The organism is Pseudomonas asplenii, assembly GCF_900105475.1.
Classification (GTDB): Bacteria; Pseudomonadota; Gammaproteobacteria; order Pseudomonadales; family Pseudomonadaceae; genus Aquipseudomonas; species Aquipseudomonas asplenii.
Genome location: NZ_LT629777.1, coordinates 5,757,732 through 5,776,661, shown reverse-complemented (window position 1 = coordinate 5,776,661; position 18,930 = coordinate 5,757,732). Strand labels below are relative to the sequence as shown.

General features: G+C 57.2%; 16 protein-coding genes and 2 pseudogenes. 9 read left to right on the top strand and 9 right to left on the bottom strand.

The genetic code is table 11. The features are described 5' to 3' along the window. Nucleotides 1–11: 11 nt before the first annotated feature. The 3 genes from BLU37_RS25575 to BLU37_RS25565 all read right to left on the bottom strand — a co-directional run bounded on the left by BLU37_RS25575 (nt 12) and on the right by BLU37_RS25565 (nt 3,966). A complete protein-coding gene (locus tag BLU37_RS25575) occupies nt 12–947 on the bottom strand; it encodes a cyclase family protein (RefSeq protein ID WP_090210111.1) in 936 nt (311 codons plus the stop codon). Nucleotides 948–1,077: 130 nt separating this feature from the next. Continuing rightward, nucleotides 1,078–2,337 (bottom strand): methylaspartate ammonia-lyase, encoded by a 1,260-nt coding sequence (locus BLU37_RS25570; protein WP_090210109.1) that lies wholly within the window; start codon nt 2,335–2,337, stop codon nt 1,078–1,080. A 189-nt stretch (nt 2,338–2,526) separates the two neighbouring features. Then, complete coding sequence (locus BLU37_RS25565; protein WP_090210106.1) at nt 2,527–3,966, bottom strand: aldehyde dehydrogenase family protein; 1,440 nt, start codon at nt 3,964–3,966, stop codon at nt 2,527–2,529. Between the two features lie 204 nt (nt 3,967–4,170). Here BLU37_RS25565 and BLU37_RS25560 point away from each other — a divergent pair, with 204 nt between their 5' ends. Then, nucleotides 4,171–4,728: an Lrp/AsnC family transcriptional regulator gene (locus BLU37_RS25560; protein WP_090210103.1), complete on the top strand. Its 558-nt coding sequence runs from the start codon at nt 4,171–4,173 to the stop codon at nt 4,726–4,728. A gap of 50 nt (nt 4,729–4,778) precedes the next feature. On the opposite strand, the gene BLU37_RS25555 is transcribed toward BLU37_RS25560, so the two are convergent. Beyond that, on the bottom strand, nt 4,779–5,663 hold the full coding sequence (locus tag BLU37_RS25555) for a LysR family transcriptional regulator (protein WP_090210101.1): 885 nt from the start codon (nt 5,661–5,663) through the stop codon (nt 4,779–4,781). 388 nt (nt 5,664–6,051) lie between these two features. Between BLU37_RS25555 and BLU37_RS25550 the strand changes: the two genes are divergently transcribed. After that, on the top strand, nt 6,052–7,710 hold the full coding sequence (locus BLU37_RS25550; RefSeq protein WP_090210099.1) for a GMC family oxidoreductase: 1,659 nt from the start codon (nt 6,052–6,054) through the stop codon (nt 7,708–7,710). Nucleotides 7,711–8,109: 399 nt separating this feature from the next. On the opposite strand, the pseudogene BLU37_RS25540 reads toward BLU37_RS25550, so the two are convergent. Continuing rightward, nucleotides 8,110–9,816, bottom strand: a pseudogene (locus BLU37_RS25540) (methyl-accepting chemotaxis protein); the annotation flags it as partial. 103 nt (nt 9,817–9,919) lie between these two features. On the opposite strand from BLU37_RS25540, the gene tnpB reads away from it, so the two are divergent. From tnpB to BLU37_RS25525, 3 genes are all read left to right on the top strand, one after another. Beyond that, nucleotides 9,920–10,279 carry an IS66 family insertion sequence element accessory protein TnpB gene (gene tnpB / locus BLU37_RS25535; RefSeq protein WP_004883347.1) on the top strand — a complete coding sequence of 120 codons (360 nt, stop codon included), beginning with the start codon at nt 9,920–9,922 and terminating at the stop codon, nt 10,277–10,279. Nucleotides 10,280–10,297: 18 nt separating this feature from the next. Then, on the top strand, nt 10,298–11,809 hold the full coding sequence (gene tnpC, locus BLU37_RS25530) for an IS66 family transposase (RefSeq protein ID WP_090202057.1): 1,512 nt from the start codon (nt 10,298–10,300) through the stop codon (nt 11,807–11,809). Nucleotides 11,810–12,185: 376 nt separating this feature from the next. Then, nucleotides 12,186–12,602: a hypothetical protein gene (locus tag BLU37_RS25525; protein WP_090210095.1), complete on the top strand. Its 417-nt coding sequence runs from the start codon at nt 12,186–12,188 to the stop codon at nt 12,600–12,602. A 64-nt stretch (nt 12,603–12,666) separates the two neighbouring features. Here the strand turns inward: BLU37_RS25525 and BLU37_RS25520 are convergent, their stop codons facing one another. Then, complete coding sequence (locus tag BLU37_RS25520) at nt 12,667–13,551, bottom strand: LysR family transcriptional regulator (RefSeq protein ID WP_090210093.1); 885 nt, start codon at nt 13,549–13,551, stop codon at nt 12,667–12,669. Nucleotides 13,552–13,640: 89 nt separating this feature from the next. Between BLU37_RS25520 and BLU37_RS25515 the strand changes: the two genes are divergently transcribed. Continuing rightward, nucleotides 13,641–14,207 carry an NAD(P)H-dependent oxidoreductase gene (locus BLU37_RS25515; RefSeq protein WP_090210091.1) on the top strand — a complete coding sequence of 189 codons (567 nt, stop codon included), beginning with the start codon at nt 13,641–13,643 and terminating at the stop codon, nt 14,205–14,207. Nucleotides 14,208–14,247: 40 nt separating this feature from the next. Here BLU37_RS25515 and BLU37_RS30075 read toward each other — a convergent pair whose 3' ends face one another. Then, a complete protein-coding gene (locus BLU37_RS30075) occupies nt 14,248–14,496 on the bottom strand; it encodes a hypothetical protein (RefSeq protein ID WP_408003629.1) in 249 nt (82 codons plus the stop codon). Between the two features lie 280 nt (nt 14,497–14,776). Here BLU37_RS30075 and BLU37_RS25510 point away from each other — a divergent pair, with 280 nt between their 5' ends. Next, on the top strand, nt 14,777–15,823 hold the full coding sequence (locus BLU37_RS25510) for a helix-turn-helix domain-containing protein (protein WP_232000407.1): 1,047 nt from the start codon (nt 14,777–14,779) through the stop codon (nt 15,821–15,823). A gap of 220 nt (nt 15,824–16,043) precedes the next feature. Next, nucleotides 16,044–16,502 (top strand): hypothetical protein, encoded by a 459-nt coding sequence (locus BLU37_RS25505; protein WP_232000405.1) that lies wholly within the window; start codon nt 16,044–16,046, stop codon nt 16,500–16,502. A gap of 68 nt (nt 16,503–16,570) precedes the next feature. Here the strand turns inward: BLU37_RS25505 and BLU37_RS29610 are convergent. Beyond that, nucleotides 16,571–16,759 (bottom strand): annotated as a pseudogene (locus tag BLU37_RS29610) (LysR family transcriptional regulator); the annotation flags it as partial. 280 nt (nt 16,760–17,039) lie between these two features. On the opposite strand from BLU37_RS29610, the gene BLU37_RS25495 reads away from it, so the two are divergent. After that, entirely contained in the window at nt 17,040–17,831 is a 792-nt protein-coding gene (locus tag BLU37_RS25495; protein WP_010446675.1) for an SDR family NAD(P)-dependent oxidoreductase, read from the top strand. Nucleotides 17,832–17,914: 83 nt separating this feature from the next. On the opposite strand, the gene BLU37_RS25490 is transcribed toward BLU37_RS25495, so the two are convergent. Then, complete coding sequence (locus tag BLU37_RS25490; RefSeq protein ID WP_090210084.1) at nt 17,915–18,859, bottom strand: LysR family transcriptional regulator; 945 nt, start codon at nt 18,857–18,859, stop codon at nt 17,915–17,917. Nucleotides 18,860–18,930: the final 71 nt, after the last annotated feature.

Sequence of the window (18,930 nt, the reverse complement as noted above, 5' to 3'; positions counted from 1 at the left end):
ATCCGCGTCGGTCAAGGCGTCGGACGCATGACTCCAAGGCTGTCGCGTTTGAGCGGGAATTTCTGGGTCGGCAACGGAGCGCCCGGTGATGCGCGCAGCGTCTGTCCTTGCTTCCAGGTCGAAGGGGCAATGGCGATATAGCGTGCATACCCGCCCGTCCCGCCCAGCGGTTTGGCAAAGCCGATAGAAATCAAGGCGCCTGCTTCAGGGACTTTATCCAGGTTGGCTACACCTTCGGCTTGAGCGAAGTTGTTGTGCATCAACCATGCCTCGCCTTCGGCCGTTGGTGTGGTATCGGTATCCAGTGCTTCATGGCCATGGAACAGGATTTTCCGCTCCAGATGCAGGAACTTGAGTGCGTCAAGACTCACGCCAGGGAATGGGGCAGTTCGGAATCGTTCATGTTCAGCCCAGTGTTTGTACCAGTCCGAGCGAACCATCACGACCGAGCCTGCCGGGATTCGGCCATGTTTGGCTTCCCATGCCAGGATGTCTTTGACCTGCAGGTGATAGCCCGGGTCTTTGGCAGCCTGAGGGGCGATGTTGATCACTACAAGTGGACGTACGCTGAACGTCGCGGGCAAGTCGCTGATCGTTGCGCCAAGGGGGTTCCAGTGCGCGGGTGGGTCTAACTGAGTGCCGTACTGGTCTGTAGGCAAGTCGTAGGCCGTCGCGACGAAACCATGTTTCTCGTAGGTGAACTCATCACCTTTATTCACAAAGTCGGGAATCGTCGCGCCAGCGGTCGCAGCTTTGAACGTTGCACCACCGAAACCCGGCCACACGGCCATGTCAGGCTCGAATGCATGGGTCAGGTCGATGTATTTCGCTTCTTTGAAGGATTGCTCGTAGGTTTTCCATAAAGACATGTCGTCCGCGTAGCTCGCGCCGGCCGCGAAAAGCGCGGTTAGAAACAAAGACGCAGTGCTTACTTTGAAGCCTTTCATAACAGTACTCCGCATTTTATTTTTTATGTTTAATTAAAGGCAGATTTCTATTCAGGGTTAGGGCTTTTTATTATGGGAACAACAACTTCAGGCTTTTCGGTGAGGGGGGAATATGCATTCCCCCGCGGCGTCATGAGTTGGAGCGGGCCTCGGCGATTCGCAGGGCTCGGTTCATTTCGTTGAAGACGATGTTGTAGCCCTCATCAAAGCCCATGCCGGGCTTGGCCAGCATTTGGCTTACAGCGGTTGCGATGCCGATATGGGCGGTGACACGGGCGGACTGATCTGTCTCGGCACATGTGCCACCCAGTACCGGGCCGATACCGTATTTCTGGCAATCGATGATGGCGTCAATGGCGTTATGAATAGAACCCAGGTCGGGGGTTTTGATTTGCACCATGTCTGTTGCGCCGGCAACTGCGAAAAGATGCACATCTTCGACGGTGTTGGCCCACTCGTCAGCGATGATTGAGACTCGGCTGCCGCGGGTTTTCAGCATCTGGCGCAAGGCGGCCATTGTTTCAATCTGGGCATCGCGGCTGCCGGCATCGATCGGGTGTTCGAGGCGAAGTTCATGGGCCCCGGCCGCGCGCTCCAAGCGCTGAATGATGTTTGCGGTGTGTTCAAGCGAGCCTTTCGCTTCGGCACCGATCAAGCCATACACGTCCAGGTGGATGATCGGCTGGTAGGTGTCGCAGACGCGCAATTGACTGATTCGCGCGCGAAGCCAGCCGATGTATTCTTCAATGGCGATGCCATCAACGCCCACGAGTTCAGGAGTGTTGATCAGCCCGTGCGGCAGCACCTCAACACTTTTCATTATCATTTTGTCGACGTTGGTATAGCGGTCATCGCCCGATTGCCCGTAGATCGGCACTGCGGCCAAAGGCGCTGCGATGTTCCATTCATCTTTGATGACTTGAGCCATCAAGTGGTGGCCGGCTGCGTGGGCTGCGGCATTGAGGAGTGCTTGAGACACGCCATATGCCGTGGCCCGCTTGGACTCAAACAGCTCATCAATCAATGCTTCTGCTTCAAGGGCTGCTCTGCGAAAGCCATTCACCTGCATGCCCACCAGGCGCGGCCCCAGCTCCTGCTCGATTTGCGTGGCCAACTGGCGAGCGTGGAAGCGCGGTTCACGTCCGCCTACGCCGGTGTATTGAACGCTTGCGCAATCGCCCTGTGCAATATAGCCATCGCTCAGCACCAATAACACTGAAACGGACTCCGAAGGCTCCCGTACGGATTTGAAACCCGGTGTTACCGCGGTTCCCTTATAAGCGGCGCCGTCGCGGATCGCCCCGGCTTTGATGGCGGTCTGGTCGTCGAAGAAAAACCCACCGATACCTGGGGAAGCAATTACTTTTGCGATGGTGATTGGCGTTGTCATATCAACCTCTGAATAGGACCGCTACGGCGGCTCTGCGCTGAAAACAGGGTGCTTTTGCGGGCGAGACTGACCCGCGGCCGGTGTGTGGCAACAGGCCGTTCCCGCATCCCTGGGTTTATTTATTCGGTAATTGGTGAACGCCTGCCTGTGCGGCTGGAGCGTCATGCCGCAGGTCGTGCATTGCGCCACTCAAATCGCGGATTGGCTGATCAGCCTCAGTTGGGTGTAGGCCAGTACGCCTTCTGTGCCGCCTTCATAGCCATAACCGCTATTGCCCAGGCCGCCGAGCGCGACATCGGGAAGTGACGGTGCGGTCTGGTTGACGCCGATGTTCGATGCGTTCAGACCGCTCACCACTTGATTACGCACCCGCAGTGAGTCCGTGAACAGGTAAGCGGCAAACGCGTAAGGCCCGGCATTGGCATGTTCCAGCGCCTCGTCTACCGAGCTGATTTTCTGAATGGTCGCAATAGGCCCGAACGGTTCTTCAAACAGCACCTCGGCATTCGGCGGTACATTGCTCAGAATTGTAGGTTTGAAGAAGAAGCCCGGGCAGTCCAGCTGATAGCCGCCGGTTTCCAGGGTTGCGCCCTTGGTCACGGCATCATCAATCAAATGCATGAACTCTTTGATACGCCCTTCGTGCGCGACGGGTCCCAGTGTGCTTCCTTCTATCGTGCCGTGGCCCAACTGGTAAGACTCGGCCTTTTCGACGAGCGCACGTACGAGTTGATCATGTACCGCGTGGTGGACCAGAAAGCGTGTAGGTGCCACGCATGATTGGCCGGCAGAGCCGAATTTGGCGGGCGCGGTAACCCGTACTACGTTCTCGATATCGGCATCGCTCCAGACGATGACTGGAGCGTGTCCTCCGAGTTCGAACACACAACGCGTGAGGTTTTTGGCCGCTAGGCTGGCGAGGGTTTTACCCACCTGAGTGGAGCCGGTAAAGGAGATCACCTTTACCGTTTGCGAGCCGAGCAACTGCTCGCTGATAGCGGCCGGGTTGCCGTACACCAGATTGACGACACCCGCCGGCAAGCCTGCGTCCATCAAGGCCTGAACGATAACTCTGGCACTGCACGGCGTAAACTCGGACGCTTTCAGCACGATTGTGCAACCCGCTGCAAGTGCGGCTCCCAACTTACGTGCGACCAGTACTGCTGGGAAATTCCACGCGGTGATCGCGGCAGCTACGCCAAGTGGGGTGGGCACTGAAAAGCGCGTGCTCCCTTCAACCAGGCCGGTGTGAACCTTACCGAAAATTCGCGTGGCCTCTTCGCCATTCCAGGCAAAGGTTTCAATCGTACGCTGGGCTTCGCCATATGCATCGGCTTTAGTCTTGCCACCTTCCAGAACCAGTACGGATGCCAGTTCGTCGACGCGTTCGGCCAGCAAGGCAGAGGTCTTCTTGAGAATGGCGCTGCGGGTCGGTACCGCAGACCGACTCCACATCGGGAAGGCGGCGGCGGCGGCATCAATCGCAGCTTTTACCTGGGAGGCGTCAGCCAGACTGACTATGCCGATGGTCTCTCCGGTGCCAGGATCCACGTTATCGCGCGTACCCGAGTGACCTTCTTGCCACTGACCATTTATGAAGAGATGAGCATCCAAGTTACGAGCGGGCATAGCAGTCTCCGTAATACCGACCAATATTTCATACTTGAACTTTATTCTACACACGGTTATTCGATTGACAATCCGTGAAAGTTTTGGTTTTTCAGATGAAAAAATATACGCATAAATGGTTATGTTTTGATGGGGTCGGCGTAGGGCCTCAAATGCTAATCTCCACCATTATTTTTGCTGAATTCAAGCAATCGGGAGCGGGCAATGATCGAGCAAAAAGCATCATTGGCGAGAGTCAGAGAGGTGGCGGCACCCGTGGGTATGCCTTACAAGTTGGATGAACTTGATGTGGCACTTTTGCGTAGCCTGGTCGCTGACGCCCGCATGTCTCACCGACAGTTGGCGGTGGCGCTAGGAGTTTCCGCACCGACCGTGAGCGATCGAATGAGCCGGCTGGAGCGCGCAGGTGTCATTACCGGTTACTCGGTACAAATCAACTGGGGCCTGGTGGGCTATACGCAAACGGTCTACTTGTCGATCACCGCTGTCGCCGGCCACGATCTGGCGGACACCATGTGCCGTTTATGGGGAATGCCCGAGGTGCAAGAGGTCACTCTGATTACGGGGGATCTGGATTTGCTGGTGCGTCTGAAGGTGCGCGATCACGAACATCTGCGCAGTCTGTTGATGGATCATATCTGGCAGATTGCTGGCCTTCAGGGAACCTCCACGCAAATATCCATGGCCGAAATGCCGGCTAAACAATTTGCCGATGGGCTGCTGGAGCAAATCGAGCAACTGTTTGGCCAGACGGGCAGCTAGGTCGCGGATCGGGACCGCAGACTTCATCAGCGGGAATCGAGCATCATCTCCTATTGATGCGTTGCCCAATGGGTGACGTACCGCACAATCTGGTCGTGCATTTCCCGGGCGGCTGGTGAGAGAGCCTCATAACCGAGTGATGCCAGGGCAATCGCGCGGCTTTCCGGCGGAGCGAAAGGAAACACTTGCGCGGTTGTTTGGTAGTGCTGCAGCGCCAGGCGCGGGATGACGCTCACGCCCAGACCGCTTTCAACCATAGCAATGATTGCCGCGTCATCGACCGCTTTGGCGCAGGCTCGCACCACCACCTTGTGAATGTTCAGCAACTGGTGCAGGTCCTTGCCACAGTCTTCGCGCTGCATCACTACATTGGTTTTCGAAAGCTCCGCGACCGTCATGTAGGCCTTATTCAGCGGTTCGAACGCTTGGGGCGTGATGCACAACAAGGGGTCTGCATAGAGCGGTATCAACTCAAGACCTGGCGCACCTGGTGAAGTTACGAAACCCAGGTCTACCCTGTTTTTCAAAATGCCATCGGTAACGTCGTCATAGCCCCCTTGTTCGATGACTATCTTGATTCGCGGAAATCGCTCCTTGAATGATCGAATGATACTTGGCATCCACATCACGCTGACTGAGCTGATCGTGCCGATAGTCACGGTGCCTGTCTCCAGGCCCTGCAGTTGTGCCACATGTTGGCGCAGTTTTTCGTTGGCCTGAAGCACTTCTCGCACCGTTAACAGCAATTCTTCCCCGCCAGCCGTCAGGCGAACACCCGTCCGGCCGCGAATGAACAGCGAAAAGCCAAGTGATTGCTCGAAAGCGGCAAGTGCATGGCTGACTGCGGAAGGCGACAAATTCAATTGTTGCGCGGCGGCGGCCAGACTGCCGCGCTCTACGATGGCAACAAAGACCTCATATGATCCGAGTGACATGAAGCCTCCGAGTGAAGTGAATTCATTTGAGCAAGGGGAGTGAAACTTTCGTGATGCTAACATGTTTGGATCGCAGCAGCCTTCTAATAAGTCGGTGAGTGCACGCTGATGGGAATTTAATCAGCTCGACCCAATGAAAAAGTGGCGGTGAATTTTTTGCACCTGTGATTCAAAAAAAATCGTTTTTGTTGCGTTGGCAGGCTTGTTAGCATCGACCCCGTTCAAGAATGCGTTGTTTTTATCCATAAAGTTTGATGGGTTGCACTACTTAGGTAGTTGTGATTTTGGGATCGCTCGATTTTTAAATATGAATCCTTAGTAGGGTTTTATTTCTCTCCAGCGTTCATTGTCTTTAATATTTTTGCTTAACCTGCCACAGGTATAAAAAATGAATGCACACTCTCTAAATGCTGAAACTTTTGATTATGTGATTGTGGGAGCTGGGGCCGCGGGCTCGATTTTGGCTGCTCGATTGGCAGAAGACCCGTCAGTATCTGTGTGCATTCTTGAGGCGGGGCCAGGGGATTTGCGGCCTTACGTGCATATTCCCGCCGGTTTTGTAAAAACGCTGACTCAGCAAGCAATTACTTGGCAGTTCAAAACACAACCGTCCCATGGTTCTGGCGGACGACCGATTTCAACTACACAAGGTCGAGTTGTTGGAGGTTCCAGCTCCATCAATGGCATGATTTACGTTCGTGGACAGCCGGCCGACTACGATAACTGGGCGGCTTTGGGCAATCCGGGCTGGAGTTACAACGATGTGCTTCCCTACTTTGCCAAGACGGAACGCAGGGTCGGGGTAGGCGATGATACGGTGCGCGGGCGCACGGGCGGCATCCCGGTGACGGACATGGACTGGTTCCACCCCGTCTCTGAAACTTTTATTGACGCTGCGGTCCAGCACGGCTATCGGCGAAACCCCGATTACAACGCAGGAGATCAAGAAGGGGTCGGCTATTTTCAGCGCACGATTGACCGCGGTTATCGTGTCAGCGCTGCCGAAGGATTTCTTCGCCCCGCCTTGAAAGGGGGGAACGTAAAGCTCCTGACTAACGCACGCGCCAATCGAGTGCTTTTCGAGGGGAAGCGGGCCATCGGCGTCAGTTTTCTGCGTAAACAGGGTGGAGTTGAAACTGTAGTGCTGGCCAAGCGTGAAGTGATCATCAGTGCCGGTACCGCTAACACAGCCCGTTTACTTCAAGTGTCAGGGGTTGGGCCGAGTGAGTTGATCGCCAAGCTGGGCGTTGAATTGGTACATGAACTGCCTGGTGTGGGTGAAAATCTGATCGATCATTACTCTGCGCGCATGGTCATGCGTGCACGTTCCGACGTCGTCACCCTCAATGAACTTGCGCGAGGCCCTCGCCTAGGGATGCAAATCATGCGCTGGGCAATGAAGCAGCCGAGTATCCTGGCATTGGTGCCTTCACAGGTATTTCTGTTTTGCAAGTCAAAGGACGATATCCAGCTGCCTGACCTCCAATGTGTCTTCACCCCTGGAAGTTACAAGGAGGGTAGGCACTACGTATTGGATAACTACCCTGGCGTGACGGGCGGTTGGTGGCAGCACCGACCAATGAGCCGAGGCTACGTGCGCGCAGTGTCCAAGGATGTTTTTGTCGACCCGATCATCCAGCCTAACTATCTCGAACACTCGACGGACCAAGATGTAATGGTGGGGGGGATGAAGATTATCCGAGCATTGCTGCATTCGCCGCTGCTATCCAAATACCTGGTGGAAGAAACAATACCCGGCACGAAGGTGCAAACCGATGAGCAGATGTTGGATTTCTGTCGACTGAACGGCTCAACGGGTTACCACCTGGTCGGCACCGCACGCATGGGGCCGGCTTCCGACAAGATGTCTGTGGTAAGTCATGAACTAAGAGTGCATGGCATGCAGAACCTGAGGGTAATAGATGCCTCTGTTATGCCGATGATGCCTTCTGCAAATACCTACGCCGCGACGATGATGATTGCGGAAAAGGGAGCTGATTTGATACGTGGCTACTGCCGACATTCAGAGCGTGCAGCGGCCTTATAATATCTTCAGATTGGATATTTAAGGTAGGGCCGATACCGTCTGAGTTTTCTAGATGTCGGGGGAATCTCATTCACAATCCACACTCTCAGCACAAACAGGAAGAGAGCGTCAGCGGGGCGGTGAGTGAAGACGAATCCGCTTAGCCAATCGGGGATTGGGCAGTCGAGAATCTGCGTGTAGAGCATACCTGCAGCGGCGCCGTGCAAGTGATAGTCGCGACCCTTGATGTAATGAAAATGGTAGGGCTGCAATCGTGGCACCTGCACCACTTCCCGAACATCCGCCCCGCTTCTCGTTAGTGCATGGCCTGCATCAGCTTGTGCTTGATCCAGTGACGGACGAAACCTCCGGCCAGCGCGCAGGAGCCGCGTGTTTGTGGCGCCTGCGGGGAAGTAGAAATCAGAACTTGAACCGGCCCACTAACCCCTTGAGCTGACCGGAAATATCGGTCAAGCGGCCTAAACCGGTCTGTGCCGAGTGGGCAAAACCTTCGACCATTTGCGCATCGGCATGGATCTGCGCGATGTGCCGGTTGATTTCTTCGGCCATCTGATGCTGTTCTTCGGCGGCGGTGGCGATCTGGGTGTTCTGGTCGCGGATCGAGTCCACCGAGCCACGGATCTTGTCGAAGCTGTCGCGGGCCTGCTGGATGCGTTCCACGCTGGTGTGGGACACCTGCAGGCTGCCCTGCATCTGCTGGGTCACTTCCTGGGTGCGGCGGGCGAGGTTGCCGAGCAGGCTGTCGATTTCACCGGTGGAGTCAGCCGTACGGCGCGCCAGGGCGCGGACTTCGTCGGCGACCACCGCAAAGCCACGGCCCTGGTCACCGGCGCGCGCGGCTTCGATGGCGGCGTTGAGCGCCAGCAGGTTGGTCTGTTAGGCAATCGAGCGGATGGTGTCGAGGATGGTGTTGATGTTCTGGCTGTCCTGCTCCAGCAGTTGCATGGTCTGCGTCGACTTCTGCAGGTCTTCGCTGAGCTTGAGCACGCTGCCGGTGGCTTCGCCGATATGCTGCTCGCCGGTGTGCACGTCGCGGTAGCCTTGGTCGGCGCTCGACGCTGCGGCGCTGCAGGAGCGTGCCACTTCGTTGGCAGTGGCCACCATCTCGTTGAACGCGGTGCTCACCAATTCCACCGCTTCACGCTGGCGACCGGCAGCCTGGTTGAGGTTGTTGGCCACATCGCTGGTGTCGGCGGCGGTCTGCAGGTCGGCCGACGCGTTGCCGATGCGCTGCACCAACTGTGCGATCATGCTCAGGAACTGGTTGAACCAGCCTGCCAGGCTGGCGGTTTCGTCTTTGCCCTGCACCTTGAGCTGGCGTGTGAGGTCGCCTTCACCTTCTGCGATCTCTTGCAGGCCGTCGGCCACGCCGCGAATCGGGCGCACGATCATGCTGGCGAAACTGGCGCCGACAATGGCAAAGACCACGGCCAGTGCCGCAGCGATGGCCGCGATCAGCCAGGTCAGCCGGGTGGCGCCGGCCATCACTTCATCGCGCTTGATCAGCCCGATAAAGCGCCAGCCCAGGTCTTTGGAGCTGACCACGTTGGCCATGTAGGCCACGCCGTCGATGTCGATCTGAGTCACGCCGTCGCCGTGCTTGGCCAGCTCGGCGTAGTTGGGGCCCCGGTCGGCTAAGGACTTGAAGTTGTGCTTGGCATCGCTGGCGTCCACCAGCACGTTGCCGTTGCCCTCCACCAGCATCAGATAGCCACTGTCGCCTAGCTTGAGCTTTTTGACCAGTTCGTTGAGTTGATTGAGCGACACATCAATTCCCATTGCCCCCACAACTTTCCCGTTTGCGTCAATAATGGTGTGCACGGTGTAGATCAGCGTCACGTCATCGGGTGCCCAATAGTAGGCGTCTGTACGCAGGGTGGTCCCCGGTGCGCTCATCGCAGTTTTGTACCATGGCCGCAAGCGTGGATCGTAGTTGACTATGGTCTTGTCGTCAGGCCAACCGGCGAAGCCGCCGTCATCCGTTGCGACGGATAAATACCCGGTGTTCGGATGGCTTTTGGCGAACCTGTCGAAGATTTCCAATAGCTGTCGATTGGTTTCAGTAAGGGGGGGCTGCGTCGCGTCAGCACCACTGTAATTTTTCAGGTCCCTGGCCGCGATGACCGTAAGCGCTCCATAAACCCCACATTCAAAGCACTAAGCTAACGCGGGATGCTGGGCTCCCGATACTCTCAGGAGCCCGTGCGCCATGATGCGACCCGACGCCAAAGTCGAAAAAGTGTACCTCTACCCCAAACCTGTAGACTTTCGAAAATCCATCGACGGACTGGCTGCGCTGGTCGAACTGGATATCAAGGTTGCCGTATTCGACCCGGTACTTTTCGTTTTCCTCAACAAGCCGCGCAACCGAGTGAAAATCTTGTACTGGGAGCGCAACGGCTTCTGCCTTTGGCTCAAACGCCTGGAATCAGAGCGATTCAAAACATCGCCCGATGCCACCGACGAGGCGATTGTCCTCACCGTCCAGGAACTGAACTGGCTGCTCGACGGTTTTGACCTCTGGCGTAACCGTCCCCATCAGGTTTTGACGCCGCGATTCGTGGCCTGATTCGGTATAATCCAGGGCATGAAATCCATGCCCGACAACCTTCCCGACGATCTCCAACTGCTCAAGCAAATGCTTGCGAAGATGCAGTCGCGGGTCGGTTTTCTAGAAGAAGAGAACGCATTGCTGCGCCAGCGCTTGTTCGGACGCAAGTCCGAGCAAACAGCCGATCCGGCCACACCGCAGTTGGCGCTCTTCAACGAAGCCGAAAGCGTCGTCGAAGCTATCGACGAAAACGCTGAAGAAGAGGTTGTCGCCCCCGCCAAGCGCCGTGGCAAGCGCAAGCCGCTGCCTGCCGATCTGCCGCGCATCGAAGTCATCCACGAACTGCCCGAGCACGAACTGACCTGCGCCTGCGGTTGCCGTAAACACAGCATTGGTGAGGAAATCAGCGAGCAGCTTGAGATCGTGCCAATGCAGATCCGCGTGATCAAGCATGTGCGCAAGATCTACGGTTGCCGTGAATGCGAAGCCGCCCCAGTCACTGCGGACAAGCCTGCTCAACTGATTGAAAAAAGCATGGCCAGCCCCAGCGTTTTGGCGATGTTGCTGACTACCAAATACGTTGACGGTTTACCGCTTCATCGATTTGAAAAAGTGTTGGGTCGCTACGGTATTGATATCCCGCGCCAGACTTTGGCTCGCTGGGTGATCCAGTGCGGCGAACACTTTCAGCCGCTGCTGAATTTGATGCGCGACCGGCTACTGGAAAGCCGCGTCATCCACTGCGACGAAACGCGCGTGCAAGTGCTGAAAGAACCAGATCGAGAACCGAGCAGCCAATCCTGGATGTGGGTGCAAACCGGCGGCCCACCGGATAGGCCGGTCATCCTTTTTGACTACTCCACCAGCCGTGCGCAGGAGGTGCCAACGCGCCTGCTCGAAGGTTATCGCGGTTACGTGATGACCGATGACTACGCCGGTTACAATGCCTTGGGCGCGCAGGACGGAGTTGAGCGTCTAGGCTGCTGGGCGCATGCGCGACGCAAGTTTGTTGAAGCACAGAAAGTGCAGCCCAAAGGTAAAACGGGACGTGCGGATATCGCGCTGAATCTGATCAACAAGCTGTATGGGATCGAACGCGACTTGAAGGCCAGTAGCGACGCTGATCGTAAAATCGGCCGTCACGAACATAGCCTGCCGATACTGGCTCAGTTGAAAAGCTGGATCGAAAAGACGCAGCCCCAGGTCACCGCTCAGAATGCCTTGGGCAAAGCCATCAGTTACCTCGCAAGTAACTGGAGCAAGCTGGAGCGATACGTCGAGGAAGGGTATTTGCCGATGGACAACAACGCGGCAGAACGCGCGATCCGCCCCTTCGTGATCGGAAGAAAGAACTGGCTGTTTAGCGACACGCCCAAGGGCGCGACGGCCAGTGCTCAACTTTACAGCTTGGTCGAGACTGCCAAAGCCAACGGCCAAGAGCCTTATGCGTGGCTGCGCCACGCACTGGAACGCCTGCCAACGGCGACTTCGGTTGAGGATTACGAAGCCTTGCTGCCGTGGAACTGCGAACCTCGACTTCACAGCTAAGCGCTTTACCTATCTTTAGCCAAGTGGGGTTTATGGAGCGCTTACGAGGTTTTTCCTCGCAGAAACAGCCTGCCAAATATTCCTATATTTCCTACGCCTTTCAGGCATGGGACAATATTGTGTGCGCCCAATGCGATGGCTACTGTTCGACTGCCGCTGCCAATTCAGCGGCACGGGTTTCGCAGCCCGGTCGTAAACAGGCGCACAGCGCCGCGTAAGCGGCTTTTTGTTGCTCGCGTTATGGCGGGCTGTGCGCAGGAGGCTTCGGCCTGCCGGGTTCCTGTTTACCCTGGTCTGCGAACCTGCGCGCAGTTCGCCACCCTTGTTTCGCAGCGAGGATGGATGAGCTCCTTAACTGTTAAACAGGGGATTCACCATGGCTAAGAAAATTACTCCCGATCCACCAGCATCCCGCGATGTGCTCAGTACGTCCGACAAAGACCGGTATCTGCGCCAGCCCACCAACGACGAATCCACGCCAGTCCCGGCCCAGCTACTCGACACCCTCGCATTCACCACCTGCAAACCCGTCACCCCCGCAGCGCCTGACAAGCCCACGCTATTTACCATCCAACCAGGCATCACCGCCCACGACGCCCTGACCTACGTCTCCCACCTGCTTGAAACCGCTGAACTCAATGGCGACGAAATCGGCCTGCACGACAACCCCGTCGAGCGGGCGCTGTTCTGGAACATGCTGCATTCGGTGGAAGTGGCGCGGGCAGTGGTGGGTGCACTGCTTGACGGCTCGCCCAAGGCTGGTCGGCAATCAGGGGGGAGAACGGATGGGTGAGAAAACCACCGGTAGTCTTGAGAACAAGAGTCATCGACAGGAAGGCTGATGTAAACCTGTCCTATCACAGCAGCTCTTTGAGCAGCCCGGTGACATGCCGTAGCGCCTTGTCTTTCTCCCGGCGCTGATGCCACGCCAGGTGAAGCTGAAACCCGTTCACGGGGATCGGCACGGGTAACACACTCAAATCGCGGGTCGCCGACAACACCCGCGAGGGCAGCATGGCAATCATGTCTGAACCGCGCAGCAATTCAGGAACCATCCCGAAGGAGGGCACCACCAGTCCAATGCGCCGGCTCATGCCGAGCTGGGCCAGTTCGTCATCCAGCGGGCTGTTGGCCTCACCGTTGCCCGATACCAGAATGTGGGGATAGGACAGCCACCGGGCGAGATCGAATCCCTGGATGGCCGGGTGATCATGGCGCAGTGCAATGACGTAGTGTTCGTCGAGCAACCACTCACAGTGAATGTCTGCGTCCGGCCCGGGAAAGACCGAAACGGCGATGTCGGTGGTGCCATCCATCAGGGCTGCGCGAGCGGCCTCGGCCCCTCGCCAGGGTTGAACCACGATCGCAATGCCCGGCGCTGTTTCACTGAGGGCGCGTTGCAACGACGCGATTACCAACAACGCGGGATAGTCGGCCATGGTAATGCGCAGCGTCTGCTGGATATCGGACAGCGGCACTTCAGGCAGATCGACCAGATTGCGCACGTCGACCAGCAACGTTTTCAATGGCAAGCGCAAGGACTGCGCTTTCGGTGTCAGGCGCATGCAGCCCCGGCCGCGTTCCAGTAAGGGGGCGCGAAACAGATGGCGGCAACGTTGCAGCGCGGCTGAAGTGGCCGGTTGCGACAGGAAAAGCCGTTCGGCAGCACGGCTGACATGCGCTTCATCGAGCAGCGCGTCCAGTATCACCAGCAGGTTGAGGTCCAGCGATCGTAAATTCATGCAGTCGATAATAGATTAGACATTTCATCGATTAGATTATTGAGAAGAGGCCGGTGATCATCTCGCCATCCCAACCGATGGAGCCTGTGATGACCCAAACACTTCTGCTGCTTTTTCATCCCGATTCAAGCCGATCGAAAGCCAATGCCGCGTTGGTGCGCGCCGCCGCGCCGCTGCCCGGTGTGGAGGTCGTCGACATGAGCGCCGCCTGCCCGCAAGGCCTTGATCTTTTACGCGACGGTGAGCGTGAGGCCGCCCGATTGCTCGCCGCCGACCGGATCGTACTGCAATTTCCCATGCAGTGGTATTCGAGCCCGCCACTGCTCAAGGCCTGGCAGGACGCGGTGCTGACCCGCATGTTCTACATCGCCTACGAGGCCGAAGGATGGCGCCTGGAAGGCACGCCCATCATGGTTGCAATTACGGCCGGGAACACAGTTGAGGCCTATACCTCAGGGGGACGCAATCTGTACACGATGTCGGACTTGCTCGCTCCGCTGCGAGCGACCGCGCACCGGTGCGGACTGCAATGGAGCGAGCCCTTTGTCCTGTACCAGGCCGACAAACTCGCGCCCGACGAACTCGAAAAGGCCGCGGCGAACTATGCCGAGCATCTCACGCGCTGGATCGAAAGCCCCGCACCATCGAGCCTCTGAATCCAGCGTGGCGGTGGGGCAGAACCCAACGGGTCCACCGTTACGAAACCTTCCAGCCGTGTCCGCAGGATGCCGAGGGTGAGCAGGTGGTAGAGCCCCGGTCCGCCCGCTGAATGATCAACACCGGCAATGAGCCCACCACCCCGTTCGCGCTCTGGATCAAGTCGCCCATGACGTTCTGGACCCCATGGGGTGTGCCCGCACACACGCAGATGTAGCCCACTCCGTTGGCAAAGGCATTGAACGCTGCGGTCCCGGGATGGTCGATCACATCGACATTCTTGAGCACCGGATACGCGGGGGAGGGCCTCTCCAGGGCCTGACACCTCGACGAGAAACGCGTTTGATTGCGATGATCCGAGGGTTGGAGGTCTGGATCGTCAAGTGATTGGGGCAATTATACGCGGGGCTCCATGGCTCCAGGGACTGGAGCTGACACGAATGGCGGTTGTACCTGCTCGACGAGCTGACGACTACTCAGCGCTCGGGACGCTGTACGTCGATGGGCGCTGGAAAGATCAGCGTGCTTTCCAGTCCAATATGAGTCTTCATCACAGAGTTGATACGTCATGGGATATCCGGTTTTTACGTTCAGCACTCAGGCGCTCCCTCCCAGGTCGCGATTCGAGGCCTGGCGTGAAGAAGTCAATGCCATCTTCGACATCAATATCGGCAAAACGGAGTCATCAGGATTCAATTACCGTCTAACGACCAGTTTTGTAGGCGAAATCTTGATGGGCTGTGGTGTTTGGGAGGGAGAGTGCGCACCGGTGCACTACGGTGTGAAACGGCCTCTGCAGATGATTCGACGGGATGGACTCGATCATTACTACATCTGCCTGAGCCTTTCCCATTCAATCCAGGGCTCGGCAGGGCGCACAACGCTCACTGCGGGGCATTCGCAGATCTACGTGCTCGACCTGGCACGGGAACTGGACAGCGTGATTGCCGCCGGCGACACGATTATCCTCACTGTTCCTCGCGATGTCCTCAGCGCCCGCCTGGGCTCCAAGGACCTTCATGGACTGGTGTTGCAAGGGGCGTTGGGCGACTTGCTTGCCGATCACATGCGCGCCTTGCGGCATCGGCTTCCTGATCTCAAGCACGACGACATCCCCTACGTTCAACAGGCGACGCTGGCCATGGTCGCAGCCGCACTGGCACCCAGTGCCGCCAACCTCACGGATGCCGAGGTGCAAATCGATCACACGCTGCTCGATCGCGCGCGTCAACTGATTGAACAGCATCTGCACCGACCCGATCTGTCTCCGGCCTTCGTGGCCGGGCAGTTGGGCCTTTCACGGGCCCGGTTGTACCGACTGTTCGCACAGGAGTCGGGCGTGTCGGCTTACATTCAGCTACGCCGGCTGAACAAGGCTCGGGAGCTGCTTCAAAGCGACCTCGGCAACCAACAGCGTATTTCCAGCCTGGGGTTCCAGTTCGGTTTTAAAAGCGACGCGCATTTCAGTCGTTCGTTCAAGACGGCGTTCGGTTATTCGCCCACGGAAGCCAGGGAGCAGGCAGCAGCCGGACGGCGGCGTCACGAAGAAAAGTCCAACCGTGCTCACACCGGATTTTCCCTGCAAAAGATCCTTGATCAGATGCAGGCCGACTGAGACGCACAGGCAACAGTTTGAGATGCCCAGGCAAGAGAATTTTCTCGGGCGTTCAAGTGTAACTTTATAATCGGTATCAACTTCTTTCAGGGCTGTTCCAGCTCTTGTTGCCGAGCATTGAGGGCGTATTGGCGCGCCTTGGGTCGGTGGAAGTTTCGTGTGCAAGGATCATTCGTAAATGCAGAAATAACGGTCCAGGAATAGGGCTAAGGGGTTAGGAATGAGAAGACTGGTTTTAATGGCGATTTTAAGTTCGGCCATCACTGGCGGCTGCAGCTCAATGCCGTCACTGCCTTCGATGCCTATGGCGATGGGGGATGACAAGTTTTCAGAAAGCTACGTGGCATCGCACATCCTCAAGGGTAAAACCACTCTGGCTGAGGTCGCAAGCTTGTATGGGGAACCGGACTCTAAAAGTAATTACAGCGATGGCAGTTCCAGCGTCATTTACAGGAAACGTACCGCACGAGACAACCTGACATCGCTTTATAATTTGGTGGGTACGATTCCGGGTACTGATTCTGCAAAATCAGCTCTGGCCCAAGCCAGCAATAAAACGTATGACCTGGACAAGGCGAATAACTCGATTAAAGAACTCTCAGGAAATAAAGGTCATGATAGCAACTACCTTAGTGTGACATTCGACAAGAACGGCGTCGTTAAATCATGGTCGCAATAATGGGATTTTGCTGAGGCTCGAATCGGGTATCCCGGGGGTTGAGGGTATTCAACGCCATCTGAACACGCTCAATCCCTGCGCGTAGCGCAATACTCCACAGTCAACTGAGTGACCGCCGCCACAATTGCCGGGTCCGCCTCAGGCGAGGTGAACAGCCGAAATTGTACCTCCGGCAAATCCGGCAACCCGTGTTCGGCCCCCAGCAGCACCGGTCCTTGCCCGACCTGGCTGAGTGGCATGGGGGCAACCGCGAAGCCGCGACCCAGCAGGCCAGGGCGTTGGCAGACCGTCTTGGTCGCTGACGTTTCTGGGGCACGGTGGGTAGATGGCCGCTTTCAATTGAAAAAATCCCACTAGACTCTTTCGTGCGTCTTAACCCGCACATCCCTTTTGCGTCGGACGACTCGTCTTTCGTGACCGGCTGCGCGGGTCGGTGGTGGCGCCTTGATTACGCGTATGTGAACCCGTTGGCGGCATTCCGTTGTTCAAGACGCGATGCCGTCATTTCCATTTCACCCACGAAAAAGGAAGTCACCGATGGACCTGAATCTGAAAGGTAAACTCGCGCTGGTCAGCGGAAGTACGGCCGGTATCGGCCTGGCGATCGCCAGCACGTTGGCGCAGGAGGGCGCCCGTGTCATCGTCAATGGCCGCGCCCAAGAGTCTGTGGACAAGGTGGTGGCGCAACTGAAGGCACAGACCGGCGGCGATGTGCTGGGGTTTGCGGGCGATCTGAGCACGGCGGCTGCGGCCGAGGAGGTCGCACGACGCTATCCGGGTGTGGAAATCCTGGTCAATAACCTGGGCATCTTCGAGCCCAAGCTGTTTGAAGAGATCCCCGACGCGGACTGGCAACGTTTCTTCGACGTCAACGTGCTCAGTGGCGTACGCCTTGCTCGGCTGTTTCTGCCGGCGATGAGGCAGGCTGATTGGGGGCGCATCATTTTCATTTCGAGCGAAAGCGGGGTGCAGATTCCGGTCGAGATGATCCATTACGGGGTGACGAAAACCGCGCAGCTTGCCGTCTCGCGTGGATTGGCCGAAGCCGTTGCCGGCACGGGCATTACCGTCAACAGCGTCCTGCCGGGGCCGACGAAATCGCGCGGAGTGGGCGAATTCGTGGAGACCCTTGCCAAAGCCGAGGGCCAATCGTTCGAAGCGTTCGAAAAGGAATTCTTCGAGAAAGTTCGGCCCACCTCGCTCATCAAGCGATTTGGCTCACCGCAGGAAATTGCCTCCCTGGTGGCTTATCTGGCCAGTCCGCTTTCGTCGGCAACGACGGGCGCTGCGTTGCGAGCCGATGGGGGCGTGATAAAGAGCGCTTTCTAGTCGGATGTTTCTTGAAAGCGATCATGATTTACGACTGTTGGAGCCGCTCGTAGAGGTCTGAAGCCTATTAGTTCACTGCCAGACTAATGAGGCGTCATATCCAGGTTCCCGCCTGGCCAGGGCTGATCGAACGGTTTTCGATCCAACAGACAGTCGATGAACGCACCCAGGGCGGCAGGTCTGTGCTGTTTGTTCGGGTAGTAGAGGAACAGCCCTGGATGCGAGATCGACCAGTCTGCAAGGACTTGGACCAGCCGCCCCTGGGCTAGAAGCTCACCCACGCCGTCTCTCTCAAAATGATAGGCAATGCCGAGTCCGTGTAGCGCTGCAGCAATGCCGATGTCAGGGTGATTGGTGACAACGGGGCCGTCCACTGCTACTTCGAGTGGCTGTCCCCGTTTCTTGAACTCCCACCGATAGTGCCTACCGTCCATCTGGAGTCGCCAGTTGATACAGGCATGGTCCTGCAAATCGGCAGGTGACTTGGGTGTTCCTCGACGCGCGAGATAGTCCGGGGAGGCCACGGCAACCATCTTCAGGTCGGGCGTGAGGCGCACGGCAATCATATCTTTTTCGAGCTCTGCGCCCACGCGGATGCCCGCGTCGAAACGGCCAACAACGATATCAGCCAAAGCATCGTCGACCACGATGTCGAGCACCACATCCGGATGTACTTGATGGAAGCGTGCAAGCCGTGGCGCAATGATGCTTCTCGCTGCGATCCCCAACGTATTGATGCGCAGCGTGCCACTCATCTGTCCTGTCGCCTCACGGGCTTGGGCGACTGCCATGTCCATCTCGCGAAACAATGGAGCTATGCGCCCGTACAGCCGCTCGCCACTGGCCGATGGCGCGACACTTCGAGTCGTACGATTCAGAAGGCGCGCGCCGATGCGGCTTTCGAGCTGTCGAATAGTCTGGCTGAGTGCAGAAGGGGATAGGCCCAGATGCTCTGCCGCCCGGGCAAAGCTTCGACGCTCCACGATGGCGACGAACGCTTTGAGTTCGGCAAATTCGGATCCGCGCATTATGTATTGTTCTCTACATAGCCAATCCTGATTTTAGGCGATTCTTGAAATGACCGCTATGGCGCATTCTG

Coding starts and splice junctions, on each gene's coding strand:
- BLU37_RS25575 (WP_090210111.1), bottom strand. CDS start 947: ATGAAAGGCTTCAAAGTAAGCACTGCGTCTTTGTTTCTAACCGCGCTT.
- BLU37_RS25570 (WP_090210109.1), bottom strand. CDS start 2,337: ATGACAACGCCAATCACCATCGCAAAAGTAATTGCTTCCCCAGGTATC.
- BLU37_RS25565 (WP_090210106.1), bottom strand. CDS start 3,966: ATGCCCGCTCGTAACTTGGATGCTCATCTCTTCATAAATGGTCAGTGG.
- BLU37_RS25560 (WP_090210103.1), top strand. CDS start 4,171: ATGATCGAGCAAAAAGCATCATTGGCGAGAGTCAGAGAGGTGGCGGCA.
- BLU37_RS25555 (WP_090210101.1), bottom strand. CDS start 5,663: ATGTCACTCGGATCATATGAGGTCTTTGTTGCCATCGTAGAGCGCGGC.
- BLU37_RS25550 (WP_090210099.1), top strand. CDS start 6,052: ATGAATGCACACTCTCTAAATGCTGAAACTTTTGATTATGTGATTGTG.
- tnpB (WP_004883347.1), top strand. CDS start 9,920: ATGATGCGACCCGACGCCAAAGTCGAAAAAGTGTACCTCTACCCCAAA.
- tnpC (WP_090202057.1), top strand. CDS start 10,298: ATGAAATCCATGCCCGACAACCTTCCCGACGATCTCCAACTGCTCAAG.
- BLU37_RS25525 (WP_090210095.1), top strand. CDS start 12,186: ATGGCTAAGAAAATTACTCCCGATCCACCAGCATCCCGCGATGTGCTC.
- BLU37_RS25520 (WP_090210093.1), bottom strand. CDS start 13,551: ATGAATTTACGATCGCTGGACCTCAACCTGCTGGTGATACTGGACGCG.
- BLU37_RS25515 (WP_090210091.1), top strand. CDS start 13,641: ATGACCCAAACACTTCTGCTGCTTTTTCATCCCGATTCAAGCCGATCG.
- BLU37_RS25510 (WP_232000407.1), top strand. CDS start 14,777: ATGGGATATCCGGTTTTTACGTTCAGCACTCAGGCGCTCCCTCCCAGG.
- BLU37_RS25505 (WP_232000405.1), top strand. CDS start 16,044: ATGAGAAGACTGGTTTTAATGGCGATTTTAAGTTCGGCCATCACTGGC.
- BLU37_RS25495 (WP_010446675.1), top strand. CDS start 17,040: ATGGACCTGAATCTGAAAGGTAAACTCGCGCTGGTCAGCGGAAGTACG.
- BLU37_RS25490 (WP_090210084.1), bottom strand. CDS start 18,859: ATGCGCGGATCCGAATTTGCCGAACTCAAAGCGTTCGTCGCCATCGTG.